This window comes from Candidatus Eisenbacteria bacterium, assembly GCA_016235265.1.
GTDB lineage: Bacteria > Eisenbacteria > RBG-16-71-46 > RBG-16-71-46 > JACRLI01 > JACRLI01.
The window spans coordinates 40102-57606 of sequence record JACRLI010000011.1; the positions used below are offsets into that span (position 1 = coordinate 40102).

The window sequence follows — 17505 nt, forward strand, 5'->3', positions numbered from 1 at the left end:
TCCCGACCCATGTCCCCCACACCCCGGGCACACCCGGGCCGCGGTGCGCAGCCTCCCCGGGGCCGCGCCGGGGGGCCCGCAGAGGTGAACGGCGACCCGGGCGGGCGCCGCCTCATGCGGGCCGCGTGGGCCCTGGCCGCGGCGCTGGGCGCCGCCCTGGTGTGGATGGCGCTGGGCCGGCACCCGGTGGGCGACTATTTCGCGGAGAGCGATTTCTACGGCGCCTACGCCGACGGCGCCCGCCTGCTGCAGCACGGCCACCTGGACGCCTCGCGCTACGCCGTGATCGGCCCGGTGTACGAGGCCCTGCTGGCCCTGGCGGGCTTCCTCGTGACCGACTTGTTCCGGGCCGCGCAGCTGCTCTCCGCGCTTGCCGCGGTGGCCTGCGTGCTGCTGTGGCACCGCCTGCTTCGCCGCGTGGCGGACGGGCGCGTGGCGCTGCTGGCGGTGGCCTTCGTGGCCCTCAACCCCCATTTCTTCCACTACGGCTATGCCGCGTGCACCGACCTGCCGGCCGTGGCGCTCCAGGCGGCCGCGCTGTGCCTCCTGGTGCGCTCGTGGGCCCCGGGTCCGGGGGCAGTCGCCCCCTCCGCCGGGGAGCCCCACCCCCGGGCCTCCGGATCCCCCACCAGGGAGGCCCGCGCCGAGGCATCCACGCACATCGTGCTCGCCGCGTGCGCCGGCCTCGTGGCCGCACTGGCGTTCCTCACCCGCTACAATGCCGTCTACCTGCTCCCGGCGGGCATCGCCGCGATCGCGTGGCGGGCCGCTCCCGGCCGCCGCGCGCGGAGCGCGCTGCTCTTCGCGGTGTGCTTCCTGGCACCCGTGGCGGCGTGGACCGCCTTCTGCCTGGCGAACGGCGTGCGCTTCCAGTTCCAGCTCCATCACGACGTGGCCGCAGAGGTGTTCGCGCACGCCCGCAACGTGTCCTGGGACGACTACGCCGCCACCCTGCAGCCTCGCTTCCGCACCCCCTGGGACGTGCTGGCCTACGACCCGGTCGCGGTGGCCGCGCGCCTGGCGTGGAACACGTTCGACCACCTGCGCCTCGATGCGCGCGACGTGCTGGGATGGGTCCCGGCCGCCTGCGCCGCGGCCGGCGTGCTCCTCTCGTGGACCGATCCCGCGCTGCGCCGGCTGCGTCCGGTCACGCTGGCGGGCGCGTGTCTTTACCTCACGCTGGTGCCGGTGTTCCACTCCGCGCGCTACTCGGTGGCGCTGGTGCCCTTCTACGCCGCGCTGGCCGCGGGAGCGCTGCTCGCGCCCCGGTTCGCGCCGCGGGGCGGCCGGGGGGTCGGCGGCTGGCTCCGGCCGCTCGTGGCCCTGCTGCCGCTGGCATTCACCGCGGCCGCGTGCGTGCGCACCCAGGCTGCGGTCACGGCCTCGCTCCCGGTGGAGATCCTCGAAGTGGCACGCACCCTCCGCCCGGAGATCCGGGCCGGGGATCGGGTGGTGGCGCGCAAGGCGCACCTGGGCTACTACGCCGGCCTGCGCACCGAGATGTTCCCGGCGGTGACCACTCTGCCCGAGCTGGCCGCCTTCGCCCGGGCCCGCGGCGCGCGCTGGCTGTACTTCTCCTTCACCGAGTCGCAGTCCCGGTTTGACTTCTGGTACCTGCTGGACAGCACCGCGACCGTGCCCGGCCTCACGCTTCGCGCGGCCACGCGGCGCGGCACCGGAAGGCTCTACTTCATCGGGCCCGAGTTCGGGGCGCTCCCGGCGTGGTTCGCCAGCGACACCCTGCGGGCGCTGCACCACGCCCGCACCGCGCTGGCGGTGGATTCCACGGACGTCCGCGCGCGCATCCGGGTCGCGGACGCCCTGCTGGCCATGGGCGAGCTGCGCCAGGCCCGCGCGGAGCTGGACCTGGTCCTGTCCCTCGCGCCGGCCGACGCCGACGCGCGCAGGATTGACGCCGACCTCGCGGCGCGCGAACTTGCAGCCGTCGCCCCACATCGCTGAACCACCCAAGGCTGGTCGCAGCCCCTGGAGGACCCATGAACGCCCGCCTCACCGGAAGATCCGCCCTGCTGGCCGCGCTGCTCCTGGCGTTCGCGTGCGCCCCGGGCGCCCGCGCCGCCGACGACCACCACGACCGCGCGCCCTCGGACCCCTTCCGGCTGCAGCCGCTGCGCGGGGGCGTGCACGCCCTGTACGGGCGGGGCGGCAACGTGGGTTTCTACGTGGGCCCCAGGTCGGTGCTGCTGATTGACGACCAGTTCAAGGACCTCGCCCCCGGCATCAAGGCACAGGTGGAGAAGGTCACGCCGCTGCCGATCCGCTTCCTGGTCAACACCCACCACCACGGGGACCACGTGGGCGGCAACGAGTTCTTCTCGCAGTTCGCCGAGGTCCTGGCGCACGAGAACGTGCGCACCCACATGCTGGCCTCCCCCGCGGAGATCCTCGCCGCGGGGCCCCGGGTTTCCGACTCGCTCAAGGCGCTGGCCGCCGCCACCACCGACTCGGCGAAGCGCGCGTCGCTGAACAGCACCACCCAGCGCGTGGATGACCAGGTGATGTGGGCGAAGACGGTGAAGATCGAAGAGATCGCGCCGCTGGTCACGCTCGCCGGCACCGGTGAGATGCGCGTGCACCTGGGGGATGAGACCATCCGCCTGGTCCATTACGACTCCGCGCACACCGACGGGGACTGCGTGGTGTTCTTTGAGAAGGCGCACGTGATCCACATGGGCGACGTGTACTTCCACGCGGTCATCCCCTACATAGACTGGCAGCACGGCGCATCGGTGCCCGGGTACATGAACTTCATTGATTCCGTGCTGGCGCACGCGCCGGACGACGCCATGTTCATCCCGGGACACGGCGAGGTCAGCGACGCCGCCGGGCTGCGGGAGTTCCGCGCCTACCTCGCGGACCTCTCCGTCGCCACCCGCGGAGCCCACGACGCGGGCAAGACCATGGCCCAGGCTGTCGAGAGCGTGAAGCTGCCGAAGTACGAGAAGTGGAGCGGCTACAAGGAGCGCCTGGGCGCAAACGTCGAGGCGGCGTGGAGGACGATCTACAGGTAGGGGCGAGTCTCGAAGCAGGGACCGACCGCGGGACGAAACAGCGAGGCTCCCCGATGCCGCAGGAACGGCCATCGGGGAGCCTCACTTCGTCGCAAGCGCGGGGAGGCTACAGAGTGTCGTTCAGCACCGTCATCCGGTAGCCCGGCCCCCCGGTGTTCACTCCGCTGAAGATCAGCGTGTACCGCTTCCCCCCCTCGAGCTCCACCTCCCGCTCCGCCAGCACCCGCGTGGTGTCGCGGTACAGCCGGAACTTCATGGCGTACGTCCCGGGGGTCACCGGGTAGTACTGCCGGTTGGTGTCGTTGCGCGCCAGTCCGCCGGTCGCCAGCCCGTTGAGCACCAGCTGCAGCGTGTCCGCGACGTCGGGCGAGAGGTGGAAGAAGCGCAGCTTCGCCTGGCTCGAAGAGATGGCGCTGTGGTCGTCAATGGTGAGCGCCAGCGCGTAGTGCCCGACCGGGGATTCCGTGAGGATGCAGGTGTAGTCCCGGCTGGCCGCGAGCGCGATGTAGAGCAGGTTGTCGGCCAGCACGTCGGTCTTGCCGGCTTCCAGCGCTTTCACCCGGAAGTCCGTGGCATCCACCGTGGTGTAGCCGGTGGCCTTCTCGAAGTTCAGGTTCGCACCCAGTGCCGAGGAACCGGCCCAGAGGTCCGCGTTCGGCGCGGTCGGGGCAAAGTGGGCCATGCGCAGCCGGGCCTTCGCCGCCGGCTGCACGGGGTCTTTCCCGCAACCGGCCGCCGTCACCGCCGCGAGCCCGAGCAGGGCCATCGCCAGGATCCTCATCCGCATCAACACGCTCCCTTTCCGCCCTCCCCGACGCGGGGACGGCCCAGTACCAGGACAGAATACCATGACCCACGGTTCCCGGGGGGACGGACGCCGGCACAGCCCGGGCGCAGGGCGGCGTCCGGGGCTGTCCCGCGTGGGTCGCATTGCGGGCCGGCCGCACCTCGACTACATTTCCGCCATGCCCGACCGACCCCTGAAGGCCCTCGATGCCCGCGAGCGACTGGCCACCCGGGTGTGGGGCATCGGCTTCGCGCTGCTCTACTGGATCGGCCGGACCGAGGCCCACAGCCTGGACGCCATCTCCTACGCCCGCACCGTGCGCGACGGCGCGTGGGCCGACCTCTTCCACCCCCACCACCTGGCCTACAGCCTGGTGATCAAGGTGCTGTGGAACGCGCTGCAGGTGATCCACCCCCACCTGGATCCGCTGGCCGTGGCGGGCTTCCTGAACTCCCTGCTCGCGGGGCTGGCGCTGGCCATCTTCGCGCGCTGCCTGCTCGAGAACGGCGCCACCTTCTTCTGGACCAGCTTCGCCACCCTGGGCCTGGGCCTCTCGCAGTGCACGTGGACGCTGGCATCCGAAAACGAAGTGTACGTGGCCACGCTGCTGCTGCTCATCGCCTCGGCCCGGCAGGCGCTGCGCGCCGCGCGCACCGGGCGGGCCGACCAGGCGCTCCAGGCCGGGATGCTGGTGGCGGCGGCCTCGCTCTTCCACGTGGTGGCGGCGCTGTTCCTGGTCCCGGTGCTGCTGGTGGCCTTCCGCGCGGCACCCGACGCGCCACGCCGCCGCCGGCTGCTGGGGGCCGCGGCGCTGGGAGCGGTCGTGCCCGCGGTGGCGGCCTATCTCGTGGTCATGGCGGTCCGCCACGACACCTCCGTGGCGCTGGCCACCGCCTGGCTGAACCGCTACATGCGCTGGGACTCGTGGGTGGACCGCGACCCGGTGCGGTTGCTGCTGGGCTTCCTGTGGTTCCTGCGCGGCGCGGTGCCCGACTTCGGCCTGATCGGCAACGCGCCGCCGCCCACCGCCGTGGGCTGGCTCAACGACCTGGCCCGGGTGCCCTTCCTGCTGTTCGCGGGCGCCGTGGGCTACCTGGCCTGGGACGGCTGGCGCAAGCGCCCCTACCTGACGTGGCGCTTCGGGGCGCTGCCCGTGATGTGCCTGGCCTGGTTCCTGGTGTTCGAGTTGTTCCTGGGCTGGGTGGGACGTTCGAGCCTCAAGTTCTGGACCCTCACGCTGCCCCCGCTGTGGGCCTTCACCGCCATCTGGGCCGACCTGCGCTTCGGGGACCCGGAGGGCCTGGGGGCGCGGCGCATGTCGCCCGTGGCCTCGGTGGTGAGCGTGCTGATCCTGGCGCTGATGGTGCTCACCACCGGCTTCCTGGTGGTGGCGCGACGGCACGACACCCGGCTCGACCTGCCGCGCCGCTGGTCCGAGGCCGTGGCGCGGAGCACCGCCCCGCGCGACTTCCTGCTGGTGCCGGAGGGAGACCTGGAGGGCTACCTGCTCTACTACGGCCGGCGCGGGAATCTCGAGACACTTGAATCGCTGGCGCGCTCCACCCGCTCCCTGCCGGCCACGCTGGACAGCCTGCGCGCCCGCGCCACCCGGGCGCGCGCCGCCGGCGGCCGTGCCTGGTTCCTGGGCACGGGCCTGGTGGTCACTCCTTTCGCGGCGCAGCTGTGGAATCGCCCCGAGGATGCCCGCGAGGTGTACCGGGCCCTGGAGGCGGAGTTGACACCCCACGGCGTGTACGATCCCTCCGCCCGCCTGACCGGGCCCGACGGGCCCCTGGGCCAGCCGGTGCTGCTCGAGTGGGCTCCCCGGCCACCGCAGGCCCCTCCTGCCCCCGGCCCGAATGGGCCGCCGCCCGCCATTTAGAAGCCGCCTCCGGCGCCCGATAACCCACCCGGAACACAATACCCACGGCCGTCAGCGCCCCGACCCTCGTGGCGCGGTATCCCACCGCGCCTGCCGGGAGATCATGCAGCCGAAATCTCAGCCGCCGAAACCGCAACCCGAAGTGGTGCAGAGGATCCAGCGCTCCCTCGCGGAGCTGGAGGTGGCGCGCCGCCACCTCGACCAGGTGGGCCGCGTGGCCGCCTCGCTGGCCTCCTCCACGTCCGTCCAGCCCACGCTCCAGGCCATCCTGGACGCGGCGCTGGAAGGGCTGGGCATGGCCTTCGGCAGCATCGCGGTGCGGCACGGCGCACAGGGCAGCGTGGACATCGAGGCCCGCCGGGAGTTCGACGACGGCCTCATGGACCACGCCCGCACCGAGCTGGAGCAGACCCACTTCCTGTGGGTGCTGGACCACGACCGGCCGCTGCTGCTCTCCCCGCCGGGCGTGCCGGTGGACCTCTCCGGCGCCCGCGCGGTGCACTTCCACGCCGGCAACTTCCTGCTGGTCCCGCTGCCGCAGCAGAACGAGCTGGGGGGCATCCTGTGCGTGGGCACGCTGGAGCGGCGCCACCGCTTCCAGGACTCCGACCTCAAGTACCTCGAGCTGCTGGCGACCTTCGCCGCGAGCGCGTTGCGCAGCATACGCGCCGTGGAGGACGCCCAGAACTTCCTGATCGCCACCATCCGCTCGCTGTCCACGGCCCTGGACGCCCGCGACCCCTACACCCGCGGCCACAGCGAGCGCGTGGCCATGTACTCGCTGGGCGTGCTCAACGAGCTGGAGGCCGCGCGCCCCGACGGCTTCCCCGAGGGCTTCCGCGACTCGGTGCGCCTGGGGGCGATGCTGCACGACATCGGCAAGATCGGGGTGCCCGACTCGATCCTGCACAAGCCGGACAAGCTCACGCCCGAGGAGTTCGACTCCATGCGCTCGCACACCGACATGGGCGCGAGCATCGTGGGCGGCGTGCGCAACACCCGCGACATCCTGGACGCCATCCGCTTCCACCACGAGCGCTTCGACGGCACCGGCTACCCGCGCGGGCTCAAGGGCGAGATCATCCCGATGATCGCGCGCATCGTGGGCATCGCCGACGCCTTCGACGCCATGACCAGCGACCGGCCCTACCGCAAGGGCAGCGCGCCGGAGTTCGCGGTGGAGCAGATCCGGAACATGGCCGGCATCCACTTCGACCCCGAGGTGGTGGACGCTCTGGGCCGCGCCTTCGAGTCCGGGCAGTTGTCCATCCACGTGGAAGACTCCACGCGCAAGCGCGAGGACGTGAACCAGGAGGTCCTCGAGAAGCTGTTCAGCCGCCGGATCAAGGAACTCCCGTCCATGCCGCAGGTGGTGCACCAGGTGATCGAGCGCAGCCGGGACATCAACTGCAGCATCCGCGAGCTGGCCGAGCTGGTCTCGCGCGACCAGGGCCTGGTGACCCGCGTGCTGCGCCTGGTGAACTCGGCATTCTACGGATTCTCGCGGCGCATCTCCACGGTGAGCCTGGCGCTCACCATCCTGGGGCTGCGCAACGTGCGCAACATGGTGATCAACGTGGGGCTGGCGGGCTTCTTCCGGGGCGGCACCACCCAGAGCCGCTCCACGCGGCTGCGACTGTGGGAGCATTCCGTGGAAACGGCGGTGGGGGCGATGACGCTGGCGCGGCTGCGCCGCATGGGCGAGCCCGACGAGGCCTTCACCGCGGGGTTGCTGCACGACATCGGCCGGATCGCGCTGGACTACTACCACCACGACCTGTCGGCGCGCATCGAGTCGCTGATCGAGGAGGAGGGCCTGAGCGAGGTGGAGGCCGAGCGGCGCGTGACCGGGGTGGACCACGGGGCCATCGGAGCGTGGGTGGCGGCGCAGTGGAACCTGCCGTCCACCCTGTGCAGCACCATCCGCTACCATCACGACCCCGCCCGCTGCGCGGCGGAGGCGCCGGAGGCGCTGCAGCTGACCTACCTGGCGGGAGCCGCGGAGGCGCTCTCGGAGCTGCGCCACCGCGTGGACGACGACCTGGAGCAACATCTCGAGAACGGCGCCGTGAAGCACCTCATGCTCACCCCGGAGGAGATCCGGGCCACGCTGGAGGCGATGGAGCGCGAGAAATCCTCGATGATGCAGATGCTGGGACAGGCGGCCTGAACGCTAGTTCTGGCCGTCCCAGCGGAATGCGTCGAACAGCCCCACGGCCAGCACCAGCCCGCCGACCGCCAGCACCCCCGCCGCCTGGATGGCGTCGTAGCCCATCCAGAACAGGCCGCTCAGCACGATCAGGATCCCCAGCGGGACCACCGCCTTGCTCAAGGACTTCATTCCGAGACCTCCGAGGTGGATCGGATGAGGGGTCGTACCGCCCCCCCCAGGAACCCGGGATGCCCGCGGCCCGGGCCGGGATTCCACGCGCGGGAGTGTAGCGGCAGCGGGCCAGGCGGCGCAACGGGTTACCCGCGCGGGGCACCCGCGCGGCAAGATCCCGGGAACGCCGGGCGGCCGGTTTCTGCATCACGCCGATGGGCCGGGCCCGCGCGATGCACATGGGCACGAACGCCTCCTGGGCCAGCACCAGGATGTCCAGGGGGGCCGCGCTGGACAGTCGGCGGCCCGTGGCCTAGATTCTCGCCTCGAAGTCCGTGCGCGCAAGCCGGAAGTCCCGGCGGGCTCGCGAACCGGACGGGAGACTCCCCTAGCCCCATGGCGATGCCCAGCGTCTCACCCCCCGTTGCGAGCCTCGCCCCCACCGGCCATATCCGCCGGCCCCGGGTGGGGATCGTCGGGCCGTACCCGCCGCCCTACGGCGGGATCTCCGTGGGCATCCAGCGCCTGGGGCGACATCTGGCCGCGAACGGCGTGGATTTCCACATCTACAGCGAGACGGGCGCGGACGTGCCCGGCGAGCGCGTCACCGGCTTCGCGGGCGCGCGACGGCTGCTGGCCCGCCTGTTTTCCGCGGGCCCTTCCCACATCCTCCACTACCAGAGCCCCGACTGGCGCATGCGCTGCCTGGTGGCGCTGTGGGGCATGGTGACCGGCCGCAAGAGCCTGATCTCGATCCACGGACAGAGCTACGACTACTCCATGCGCGGGGGGCCGCTGCAGCGCGCGCTGATCCGCTTCTTCCTGCGACGCACCTCGGCGGTGATCGCCTGCAACCCGGGCATCGAGGCCCGGGTGCGCGCGGAGGCCGGCCCGGCGGTGATGGTGCGCATGATCCCCGCGTTCCTGCCCCCGCCGCTGGACGAGGCCGGCCTGCCGCTGCCGGCGGAGCTGGAGGCCTTCCTCGGGGCGCACTCGCCGGTGGTGCTGTGGGTGGGCTGGTCGCGGCTGCTCGAGGGCCGCGACCTCTACGGGCTGGACCATACGCTGCGGCTCGCGGGCCGGCTGCGGAAGCGTTTCCCCGGGCTGGGCTGCGTGCTATGGTTCAGCGGCGTCGAGGATGCGGCGCACTGGGACCGGCTGTGGGACGAGGCCGGTCGCGCGGACCTGCGCGACAGCGTGTTCGTGGGCCGCGGCGGGCTGCCGGAGATCCACCCCCTGTTCCGCCGCGCCGACGTGTACGTGCGCCCCACCGTGAGCGACGGAGATTCCGTGTCGGTGCGTGAGGCGCTGGCGCTGGGCACCCCGGTGGTCGCCAGCGACGCCGCCCCGCGGCCCGGCGCGTGCGTGACCTACCGCACCGGGGACGCGGATGCGCTGGAGCGCGCCGTGCTGGGCGTGCTGGAAGACGTGGGAGCCGCCCGCGCGCGCGTGCGGCGCGAGCCCGTGGAAGACAACGGCGGGAAGATTCTCGACCTCTACCGGGAGCTGGGTCTGTGAGCCGACACTGGAAAGGCCGCCGCGTGCTGGTCACCGGCGCGGGCGGGTTCATCGGGAGCCACCTCGTGGAACGCCTCGTCCGCGAAGGTGCCAGGGTGACCGCGTTCGTCCATTACAACAGCCGCAGCGACTGGGGCAATCTGGAGTTCTGCACCCCCGAGGTGAAGCGCGCGCTGCGGGTGGTGGCCGGCGAGCTGACCGACCCGCGCAGCGTGTTCGAGGCCATGGAAGACCAGCAGACGGTGTTCCACCTGGGCGCCCTGATCGCCATCCCCTACTCCTACAGCGCGCCCGCCAGCTACGTGTCGGTGAACGTGCAGGGCACGGTGAACGTGCTGGAGGCCGCCCGCCGCCTGGAGGTGGAGCGCGTGGTGCACACCTCCACCTCCGAGACCTACGGCACCGCGCGCTACGTGCCCATGGACGAGGAGCACCCGCTGCAGGGCCAGTCCCCCTACTCCGCCAGCAAGATCGGCGCGGACAAGATCGCCGAGAGCTACCACCTCTCCTTCGGCCTGCCGGTGGCCACGGTGCGGCCCTTCAACGCCTACGGCCCGCGCCAGTCCGCGCGCGCCATCATCCCCACCATCCTGACGCAGATGCTGACCGGCCGCGCGCGCCTCAGGCTGGGCTCGCTCAAGCCCATCCGCGACTTCACCTACGTGGAGGACACGGTGGACGGCTTCCTGCGCGCCGCGCAGGCGGCCAGGGCGGTGGGCACGGTGGTGAACCTGGGCTCGGGCAAGGGCGTGAGCATCGGCGAGCTGGTGAAGCGGGCCGCCAAGGTGTGCGGCGCGAAAGTGGAACTGGTGGAGGACAAGCAGCGCGTGCGCCCCGGGGCGAGCGAGGTGATGCGCCTGGTGTGCGACAACCGCAAGGCGCTGCGCGTGCTGGGCTGGAAGCCGCGCGTGACGCTGGACGACGGGCTGCACCGCGTGAAGCGCTACCTGGACGCCAACCTGGGCCGGTACAAGACCGACCGGTACATCGTCTAGCCATGCGCGCGGTCATCCTGGCCGGGGGCAAGGGCTCCCGCCTCAAACCCTACACCACGGTCTTCCCCAAGCCGCTCGTCCCGGTGGGCGACCAGCCCATCCTGGAGCTGGTGCTGCGCCAGCTCAAGGCCGCCGGCTTCACCGACGTCACGCTGGCCCTGGGCCACATGGGCCAGCTGATCCAGGCCTACTGTGGCGACGGCTCGCGCTGGGGCCTCAAGATCGTCTACTCCATCGAGGACGCCCCGCTGGGCACCGCCGGCCCGCTGGCACTGGCCGCCCCCCCGGAGGAGTTCTTCCTGGCCATGAACGGCGACCTGCTCACCACGCTGGACTACGGCGCGCTGCTGCGCGCCCACATGCAGGGCGGCCGGCTGGCCACCGTGACGGTGTTCGAGAAGAAGGTGCCCATTGACCTGGGCGTGCTCAAGCTGGACGACCAGGGCAACCTGCTCGAGTACATCGAAAAGCCCACGCTCACCTACCACGTGAGCACCGGCATCTACGCGTTCCACCGGCGCATCCTGGACTTCATCCCCAGGGGCCGGCGCCTGGACTTCCCCGACCTGGTGCGAGACCTGATCGCCCGGGGCGAATCGCTGGGCACGCACCTGTTCACCGGGCAGTGGCTGGACATCGGCCGGCCCGAGGACCACGCGCTGGCCGTCGAGACGCTGGAGCGCGATCCCGGCGCGTTCCTGCCCCCGGCCCGATGATCCTGCTGGTGACCGGGGCCGGCGGCTTCCTGGGCCGCGCCCTGGTGCGCTCCGTGCTGGAACGCGAGCCCGCCTCCCGCGTGATCGGCCTGGACCCCGGCCCGCCTCCTCCCGGCCTGCCCGCCCACTTCGCGTGGGAGCGCGGCAGCGCGGCGGACTCCGCACTCGTGGAGCGCCTCATCCGCTCCCACACCGTGGACGCCGTGGCCCACCTCGCCCGCGCGCCCGAGACCACCGAACTGGGCCCCCTGATGCGCGAGCACCTGGGCTTCACCCTGGCGGTATGCCACGCGGTGCAGCGCGCCGGCGGCGTCCGGCGCGTGCTGGTGCCCGGCTCGGCGGCCGAGTACGGTCTGTTCCCCGAATCCGAGCTGCCCATCCCCGAGGACCGCGTGCCCCATCCCGCCGGCGCCTACGGCTACGCCAAGCTGGCGGAGTGCTCGCTGGCGCTGCAGGCCCCCGCGAAGCTGGGGGTGCCGGCCTTCGTGGCGCGGGTGTTCAACCCCGTGGGCCCCGGGCAGGGCACGCGCTTTGTCTGCGGCTCGCTGGCCGCGCAGTTCGCGCGGATGCGCGCCACGGGCGTGGCCCCGCTGCGCCTGGGTCCGCTCACCCCGCAGCGGGACTTCATAGATGTCTCCGACGCCGCCGAAGCGCTCCGCCTGCTGCTGGGGCGGGCCCGCCCGGGCGAGGCCTACAACGTGGGGACGGGCCGCGGAACGCGCGTCGCGGACGTGCTCGAAGTGTTCCAGGAGCTCACCGGCCTGCGCCCGCCGCCGGGCGCCCCCGCGCCGCCCGCCGCCTCCCATGAGGCGGCCGAGCACAGCGTGGCCGACATAGGGAAACTCCGGGCGGCAACCGGGTTCGAGCCGCGGGTGGCGCTGCGCGATTCGCTGCGCGCGATGCTGGAGGCGGCGGTTGCAGGCCAGGCATGATTGCCTCACTTACGGAGGGGCGGTCGCAGGTCAGGCATGAATGCCCGACCTGCGGCGGGCCGTCGCAGGCCCGGCATGAATGCCTGACCCACGGCGGGCGTGCATGAATCGGGGCGCCCCGGTTGGGGCGCCCCTTGGCGTCTGGTCTCTGGGGCCTGCCAATTCCCGGCAGGCATGAACGCCTGCCCTACTTGGTCACCAACCCGTACTCGCGCTTGCGCGCGCCCAGGAACAGCTGGCGCGGGCGGGCGATCTTCTGCTCGGCGTCCTGCATGATCTCGAGGTAGTGCGCCGCCCAGCCGCTGGCGCGGGCGGTGGCGAACATCACCGTGAACATGGGCTCCGGCAGCTTGAAGGCCTCGTAGACCAGGCCCGAGTAGAAGTCCACGTTGGGGTAGAGCTTGCGCGAGATGAAGTACTCGTCGCTCAGGGCGATGCGCTCCAGCTCCAGGGCCAGGTCAATGAGCGGGTTCTTGCCCACCTCGGCGAAGACCATGTCGGCCATCTGCTTGATCACCCGGGCGCGCGGGTCGTAGTTCTTGTAGACGCGGTGCCCGAAACCCATGATCTTGCCGTGGCCTTCCTTCACGCTCTTCACGAAGTCGCCCACCTTGTCCTTGGTGCCGATCTGTTTGAGCATGTGCAGCACTTCCTCGTTGGCGCCGCCGTGCAGCGGGCCGTAGAGGGCGGCCATGGCGCCGGCCGCGGAGCAGAACAGGTCGCTCTGCGAGGAGGCGACGGCGCGCAGGGTGCTGGTGCTGCAGTTCTGCTCGTGGTCCAGGTGCAGGATCAGCAGCACGTCCATGGCGCGCTCGAGCGCCTTGCTGGGTTTGAACTTGCCGTCCTTGTCCGAGAACATCATGCGCAGGAAGTTCGCGGTGTAGGACAGCGAGGCGTCCGGCGAGACCGGCGGCAGGCCCTGCGTGTGGCGGTAGATCATCGCCGCCAGCGTGGGCACATGGCCGATCAGGCGCATGGCCTGCAGGCGGCGGGCCGCCGGGTCGAGCACGTGGCGCGCGTCCGGGTACTGGCCGGAGAGCGCCGCGAGGCACGAGATCATCATGACGCACGGGTGCGAGTGACGGTCGAAGGCGTAGATGGTCGGCAGCAGCCCGGCGGGAAGGTTGTAGTTGCTGGCGATCTCGCGCTGCCAGGCCTCGTACTCGCCGGAAGTGGGCAGCTCGCCGTTCACCGTGAGATACGCGCACTCCGCGAAGGTGCTGTGCTCGGCCAGCTGATCAATCGGGTAGCCGCGGTATTCGAGGATACCCTTGTCGCCGTCAATGTAGGTGATGGTGCTCTTGCACGAAGCGGTGTTCAGGAAGGCCGGGTCGTACGACAGCAACCCGAAGTCGTCGGCGGATGTCTTGAACTGCCGGAGATCAATGGCCCGGATGGCCCCGTCCTGAATGGGCACTTCCGCGGCCTTGCCGGTCCGGTTGTCGGTGATCGAGAGGCTCTCTTTTGCCATGGTGTTGCTCCCCTTTCCCAGCCCGTCCCGGGGGACCGGGCCCGCACGTTTCCCCCTTCTGAGGGTCCTCGACCCAGAGAGTATAGCCTCATGGCAACATTGACAATAGAGCCGATTTGGGGGCAAAATCCACAGAGTGCTAGAATCGGCCGCTGGTTTCTTCGGCATTTAAGAAAACCGAAATGCGGCCGGGACACCGGCGACGCCCTTGGCGGCCCGACCTCCGCCGGTCCAATGAAAGGCCCCCATTCATGACTCCCCTGCGGAGACCGCCCCTGCTGGCGAGGGCGAGCCGCGCGCTCTGGTCGGCGGTGCTCCTGTTCGTCCTGCTGGGGCTGGGGCTCGGCGCCCGCTACCTCCAGGATCGCACCATGGTTGCCGGCGTGGCCCACACCGTGGATGGGAACCGGCGCCTTCCCCCGACCCAGCGCTTCGCGGAGTACGTCCGCTTCGCCCACGAGCAGGTCCGCAAGAACCGCAAGCCGGAAGACGTGCAGCCCGGCCTGATGCGGATGTACTACCGCTTCAACCCCACCCACCCCGGCCCCGCGGACGTGCTCCGGCACGGCACCGACTATCGTGGCGGTTGCGGCTCCCACGTGCGAGTGGTCGTGGCGATGCTCCATGCGGCGGGAATTGACGCCCGGCCGCTGATCATCCTCGGCCCGCAGGGACAGAACATCCACACCGTGGTCCAGGCCCGCATTGACGGCCGCTGGGTGGTGGCCGACGCCCTGTACGGGATCGTGTTCCACACCGCGGACGGGAGGCTGGCCACGGTGGAGGACCTGGTCCGGGAACCGCAGAACTTCGTGCGCCAGGTGCGCGGGGTGCGCGGCTACGACATGCTCAATTACAACTACGACGATGTGACCGCGTTCAACTGGAACAAGATCCCGGTGATCCTCCCCGCGGCTCGCAAGCTCCTGGTGCTCGCCCTGGGCGAGGCCCGGGTGCGCGAGTGGCAGCGGCCGATTGTGTGGATGTGGCCCGCGGCGTTCTACGCCAGTCTGTGCTTCGCGATCGCCGGGTTCTGCGCCCTGCTGGCGCTGGCCGGGGGCGCCGCGCGGAGGCGCTTCCGCCCGCGGGCATGAGCACGCCTGCGCCGGGATCTCCGTCCCGGCGCAGGCGGCTTCACAGGCTTCAGGGCTACCTCAGGGCTTGAACGCGCGGACCTTCACCGAGACCACCGCGTCGGAGAACTCCTCGCCGCAGTACTGGCGCGTGGCGTCGTTCTGGTAACCCTTCTGCTCGAGGACCTCGACGTCCCGGAAGCCCGAGCCGCGGATCAGGCCCAGGTACTCCTCCTTCAGCGACGCGCCCGCGACGCAGCCCACCAGCGCCTCGATGGAATCGCGCACCTTCTGCGGCGCCTCCCGCAGCCACACCAGGTCGCTCACCACCAGCCGCCCGCCGGGCTTCAGCACCCGCAGCGCCTCGCGGAACACCCGGTCCTTGTGGGGCGAGAGGTTCACCACGCAGTTGGAGATGATCACGTCCACGGTGCCGTCGGCCACCGGCAGGTTCTCGATCTCGCCCAGGCGGAACTCCACGTTGGTGGCGTGCACCTTGGCGGCGTTGGCGCGGGCGCGCTCCAGCATGGCCGCGGTCATGTCCACGCCGATCACCCGCCCGGTGGGGCCGGTGTCGCGGGCCGCCAGGAAGGCGTCAATCCCGGCGCCCGAGCCCAGGTCCAGCACCGTCTCCCCCGGCTTCACCGCGGCGTGGCCCAGCGGATTGCCGCAGCCCAGGCCCAGGTCGGCGCCCTCCGGGATCGCGGCGGCCTGCTCGGGGGTGTAGCCCAGTTGCGTGAGGCCCGGCCCCTCGCAGCCGCAGCCGGAGTAGGTGCAGCAGCCCTGCTTACCCAGCTCGGTGGCCCCGCCGGCCTCGGCCACGGCGCCGTACTTCTCGCGCACCACGCTGCGCAGGTCCTTCTCTTCCATGGCTCTCTCCTTCTTCGCGGCGGTCAGGCCGCCGGGTTGTGACTCCCATCTTCCGGACACGGTCCGGGGTTTCAGAGTTCCGCGAGCAGGGCCTTGAGGCGCGCCAGCGCCTCGGGACGGGCGCAGTAGCACACCCGCGGGCCGTCAATCTCGCCCTCCACCAGCCCCGACTCCTTCAGCATCTTGAGATGCTGTGAGACGGTGGCCTGGGCCAGCGGCAGGCGGGAGACGATGCGCCCGCACATGCAGCTGCCCTTGGACGTCAGGAAGCGCAGGATGGCTACCCGGGCCGGGTGTCCGAGGGCCTTGGCGAGGGCGGCCAGATCGTGGTCGGCCGCCGTAGGGGCGACAACGGGCGCAACAACTGGGGCCGCTGCAGAGACGGCCCGGGCGCCGGACGTGGAGCCGGCGACCGGGGTGACTCCGGGGGCGCCCTTGCGCCCGACCCGCCCGGTCTTGCTCGTGATCATCGAGTACCTCCCTGAGGCTGTCTTCATCGCTTATCGGCAATATACGATAGCCACCGCAGGGCGTCAAGGGGAGAAGTTGCAGGGCACGGGGATATTTCGGGGGGACTGGTGTTGCCTTGGTTTCGTAGATGTAGACCTTGGGCGGATGCACGGAGCCCCGACGGGGCCGGCCGCCGAGGCTTCGGTTATCCACTGGGGGAATTGAATTTCGGTATGGAGGCGGCACCGAGACTCGAACTCGGGAATAACGGTTTTGCAGACCGTCGCCTTACCACTTGGCTATGCCGCCGTCAGGTGCGCAGTCTACACCGGGTTACGGCCGAAACTCAAGCGTGAACCCGTCCGGCGAACCCCAAGTCAGTGCCCATGCAGGGCAAACGCGCGGAGCGGCGGGGATGCCCCGCCGCTCCGGTTCACTCTGTGCCCGAGGCCCGTTCGGAAACCTACTTGCCGAAACGGTACGTCGTGTACTGCGCGTCCATCCGGCTGTCCTGGCCGCTCGTGAACTCGAACATGCACGAGTCGTCCGTGTAGTCCATGAAGTTGTGGATCGGGTCGAGTCCGGCCAACCGGGTGCAAGTGTCGCGACCATTCGGGCAGCCGAAGGCCGCGGACTGCTCGGCCGGCGTGTCGAGCACGTAGTCGCCCTTCTTCTGGTTGCAGCCGCCCTGGAAGGTGTGATAGAGGCCCATCCAGTGTCCGATCTCGTGCGTCGCGGTGTCGCCCTCGTCGTACGGCGCGGCGGTCCCGCCGGGGAGCGAGGAGTACAGGATCACGACGCCGTCCATCTGGGGCGCCCTGGAGTAACCCGAGGGGAACGTCGCCCAGCCCAGCAGGCCGCCGCCCATGTTGTTCGAGTAGATGTTGAGGTCCTTGGCGGTGCCCTGGTGCAGGGCGGACTTCATCTGGGTCTCGCAGGTCCCGCCGCTGCAGGTGTACCAGCCCGAGTTGGTGGTGCGATCCACGCTGACGAGGTTGAACGACCAGCCCCAGGGGCCGTAGGCCGCGTTCAGCACGCTGATCTGGCTCGCGATCTGCGCATCGGAGATGTCCCCGTTCGCGATGCCCGAGCCGTTGTTGATCACGTGCCAGTACACGTTGATGGTGCCCCCGGTGATCTCGGACCGGTTCATCCGCGCCAGGTCGTCGAGTCGCTGGCGAACGATGCGCTCGATGTTGTCCGACTCGCCCTCGCTCAGCTCACGGGTCCCGCAGCGGTTGACGTTCAGCCCCAGGCCATGTCCGGCTCCGGCGCCCTGCGTCACGGCGATCTCATGGGACAAGGGCGCCAGGGGAGCCTCGCTCCGGCACCCCGCGAGGGAGAGAAGGACGCTGGTGAGGATTCCCGTGGTCACCGCATGCCGCAGGTTGAACCGGATCATGATGCCTCCCGTGCGGGGTCCATCGGAACGCCGCGGTCGGAGTGGGGGTGGACG

At 70.9% G+C, this 17505-nt stretch carries 15 protein-coding genes and 1 tRNA gene; 9 read left to right on the forward strand and 7 right to left on the reverse strand.

From position 1 onward, the window contains the following. Positions 1–9: 9 nt before the first annotated feature. Positions 10–1962 carry a glycosyltransferase family 39 protein gene (locus tag HZB25_05800; protein MBI5836736.1) on the forward strand — a complete coding sequence of 651 codons (1953 nt, stop codon included), beginning with the start codon at positions 10–12 and terminating at the stop codon, positions 1960–1962. Between the two features lie 35 nt (positions 1963–1997). After that, positions 1998–3032: an MBL fold metallo-hydrolase gene (locus tag HZB25_05805; protein ID MBI5836737.1), complete on the forward strand. Its 1035-nt coding sequence runs from the start codon at positions 1998–2000 to the stop codon at positions 3030–3032. Between the two features lie 106 nt (positions 3033–3138). On the opposite strand, the gene HZB25_05810 is transcribed toward HZB25_05805, so the two are convergent. Further along, positions 3139–3819, reverse strand: coding sequence for a DUF4397 domain-containing protein (locus HZB25_05810; GenBank protein ID MBI5836738.1), 681 nt, complete (start codon positions 3817–3819; stop codon positions 3139–3141). A 133-nt stretch (positions 3820–3952) separates the two neighbouring features. Between HZB25_05810 and HZB25_05815 the strand changes: the two genes are divergently transcribed. Together HZB25_05815 and HZB25_05820 are read left to right on the forward strand one after the other, a co-directional pair. Continuing rightward, positions 3953–5701 carry a hypothetical protein gene (locus tag HZB25_05815; GenBank protein MBI5836739.1) on the forward strand — a complete coding sequence of 583 codons (1749 nt, stop codon included), beginning with the start codon at positions 3953–3955 and terminating at the stop codon, positions 5699–5701. Positions 5702–5804: 103 nt separating this feature from the next. Next, on the forward strand, positions 5805–7871 hold the full coding sequence (locus HZB25_05820) for an HDOD domain-containing protein (GenBank protein ID MBI5836740.1): 2067 nt from the start codon (positions 5805–5807) through the stop codon (positions 7869–7871). 3 nt (positions 7872–7874) lie between these two features. On the opposite strand, the gene HZB25_05825 is transcribed toward HZB25_05820, so the two are convergent. Continuing rightward, complete coding sequence (locus HZB25_05825; protein MBI5836741.1) at positions 7875–8042, reverse strand: hypothetical protein; 168 nt, start codon at positions 8040–8042, stop codon at positions 7875–7877. 378 nt (positions 8043–8420) lie between these two features. Here HZB25_05825 and HZB25_05830 point away from each other — a divergent pair, with 378 nt between their 5' ends. Genes HZB25_05830 through HZB25_05845 form a run of 4 tightly spaced genes read left to right on the forward strand, consistent with a single transcriptional unit; the run spans position 8421 to position 12185 of the window. Then, positions 8421–9542: a glycosyltransferase family 4 protein gene (locus HZB25_05830; GenBank protein MBI5836742.1), complete on the forward strand. Its 1122-nt coding sequence runs from the start codon at positions 8421–8423 to the stop codon at positions 9540–9542. Next, positions 9539–10537: a GDP-mannose 4,6-dehydratase gene (locus HZB25_05835; GenBank protein MBI5836743.1), complete on the forward strand. Its 999-nt coding sequence runs from the start codon at positions 9539–9541 to the stop codon at positions 10535–10537. Before HZB25_05830 ends, HZB25_05835 begins: the two co-directional genes overlap by 4 nt. 2 nt (positions 10538–10539) lie before the next feature. After that, positions 10540–11253: an NTP transferase domain-containing protein gene (locus HZB25_05840; protein ID MBI5836744.1), complete on the forward strand. Its 714-nt coding sequence runs from the start codon at positions 10540–10542 to the stop codon at positions 11251–11253. Further along, complete coding sequence (locus HZB25_05845) at positions 11250–12185, forward strand: NAD-dependent epimerase/dehydratase family protein (protein ID MBI5836745.1); 936 nt, start codon at positions 11250–11252, stop codon at positions 12183–12185. The genes HZB25_05840 and HZB25_05845 overlap by 4 nt, the downstream gene beginning before the upstream one ends. Positions 12186–12372: 187 nt before the next feature. On the opposite strand, the gene HZB25_05850 is transcribed toward HZB25_05845, so the two are convergent. Further along, positions 12373–13656 (reverse strand): citrate synthase, encoded by a 1284-nt coding sequence (locus HZB25_05850; GenBank protein MBI5836746.1) that lies wholly within the window; start codon positions 13654–13656, stop codon positions 12373–12375. Positions 13657–13907: 251 nt separating this feature from the next. Here HZB25_05850 and HZB25_05855 point away from each other — a divergent pair, with 251 nt between their 5' ends. Next, a complete protein-coding gene (locus HZB25_05855; GenBank protein MBI5836747.1) occupies positions 13908–14750 on the forward strand; it encodes a transglutaminase domain-containing protein in 843 nt (280 codons plus the stop codon). Positions 14751–14810: 60 nt separating this feature from the next. On the opposite strand, the gene HZB25_05860 is transcribed toward HZB25_05855, so the two are convergent. The 4 genes from HZB25_05860 to HZB25_05875 all read right to left on the reverse strand — a co-directional run bounded on the left by HZB25_05860 (position 14811) and on the right by HZB25_05875 (position 17451). Further along, positions 14811–15599, reverse strand: a complete 789-nt coding sequence (locus HZB25_05860; GenBank protein ID MBI5836748.1) for an arsenite methyltransferase — start codon at positions 15597–15599, stop codon at positions 14811–14813. A 71-nt stretch (positions 15600–15670) separates the two neighbouring features. After that, on the reverse strand, positions 15671–16069 hold the full coding sequence (locus HZB25_05865) for a winged helix-turn-helix transcriptional regulator (protein MBI5836749.1): 399 nt from the start codon (positions 16067–16069) through the stop codon (positions 15671–15673). 214 nt (positions 16070–16283) lie between these two features. Next, positions 16284–16358 (reverse strand) — tRNA-Cys (locus tag HZB25_05870). 154 nt (positions 16359–16512) lie between these two features. Then, entirely contained in the window at positions 16513–17451 is a 939-nt protein-coding gene (locus HZB25_05875; GenBank protein MBI5836750.1) for a zinc metalloprotease, read from the reverse strand. Positions 17452–17505 lie beyond the last annotated feature (54 nt).

Coding starts and splice junctions, on each gene's coding strand:
- HZB25_05800 (MBI5836736.1), top strand. CDS start 10: ATGTCCCCCACACCCCGGGCACACCCGGGCCGCGGTGCGCAGCCTCCC.
- HZB25_05805 (MBI5836737.1), top strand. CDS start 1,998: ATGAACGCCCGCCTCACCGGAAGATCCGCCCTGCTGGCCGCGCTGCTC.
- HZB25_05810 (MBI5836738.1), bottom strand. CDS start 3,819: ATGCGGATGAGGATCCTGGCGATGGCCCTGCTCGGGCTCGCGGCGGTG.
- HZB25_05820 (MBI5836740.1), top strand. CDS start 5,805: ATGCAGCCGAAATCTCAGCCGCCGAAACCGCAACCCGAAGTGGTGCAG.
- HZB25_05825 (MBI5836741.1), bottom strand. CDS start 8,042: ATGAAGTCCTTGAGCAAGGCGGTGGTCCCGCTGGGGATCCTGATCGTG.
- HZB25_05830 (MBI5836742.1), top strand. CDS start 8,421: ATGGCGATGCCCAGCGTCTCACCCCCCGTTGCGAGCCTCGCCCCCACC.
- HZB25_05840 (MBI5836744.1), top strand. CDS start 10,540: ATGCGCGCGGTCATCCTGGCCGGGGGCAAGGGCTCCCGCCTCAAACCC.
- HZB25_05845 (MBI5836745.1), top strand. CDS start 11,250: ATGATCCTGCTGGTGACCGGGGCCGGCGGCTTCCTGGGCCGCGCCCTG.
- HZB25_05850 (MBI5836746.1), bottom strand. CDS start 13,656: ATGGCAAAAGAGAGCCTCTCGATCACCGACAACCGGACCGGCAAGGCC.
- HZB25_05855 (MBI5836747.1), top strand. CDS start 13,908: ATGACTCCCCTGCGGAGACCGCCCCTGCTGGCGAGGGCGAGCCGCGCG.
- HZB25_05860 (MBI5836748.1), bottom strand. CDS start 15,599: ATGGAAGAGAAGGACCTGCGCAGCGTGGTGCGCGAGAAGTACGGCGCC.
- HZB25_05865 (MBI5836749.1), bottom strand. CDS start 16,069: ATGATCACGAGCAAGACCGGGCGGGTCGGGCGCAAGGGCGCCCCCGGA.
- HZB25_05875 (MBI5836750.1), bottom strand. CDS start 17,451: ATGATCCGGTTCAACCTGCGGCATGCGGTGACCACGGGAATCCTCACC.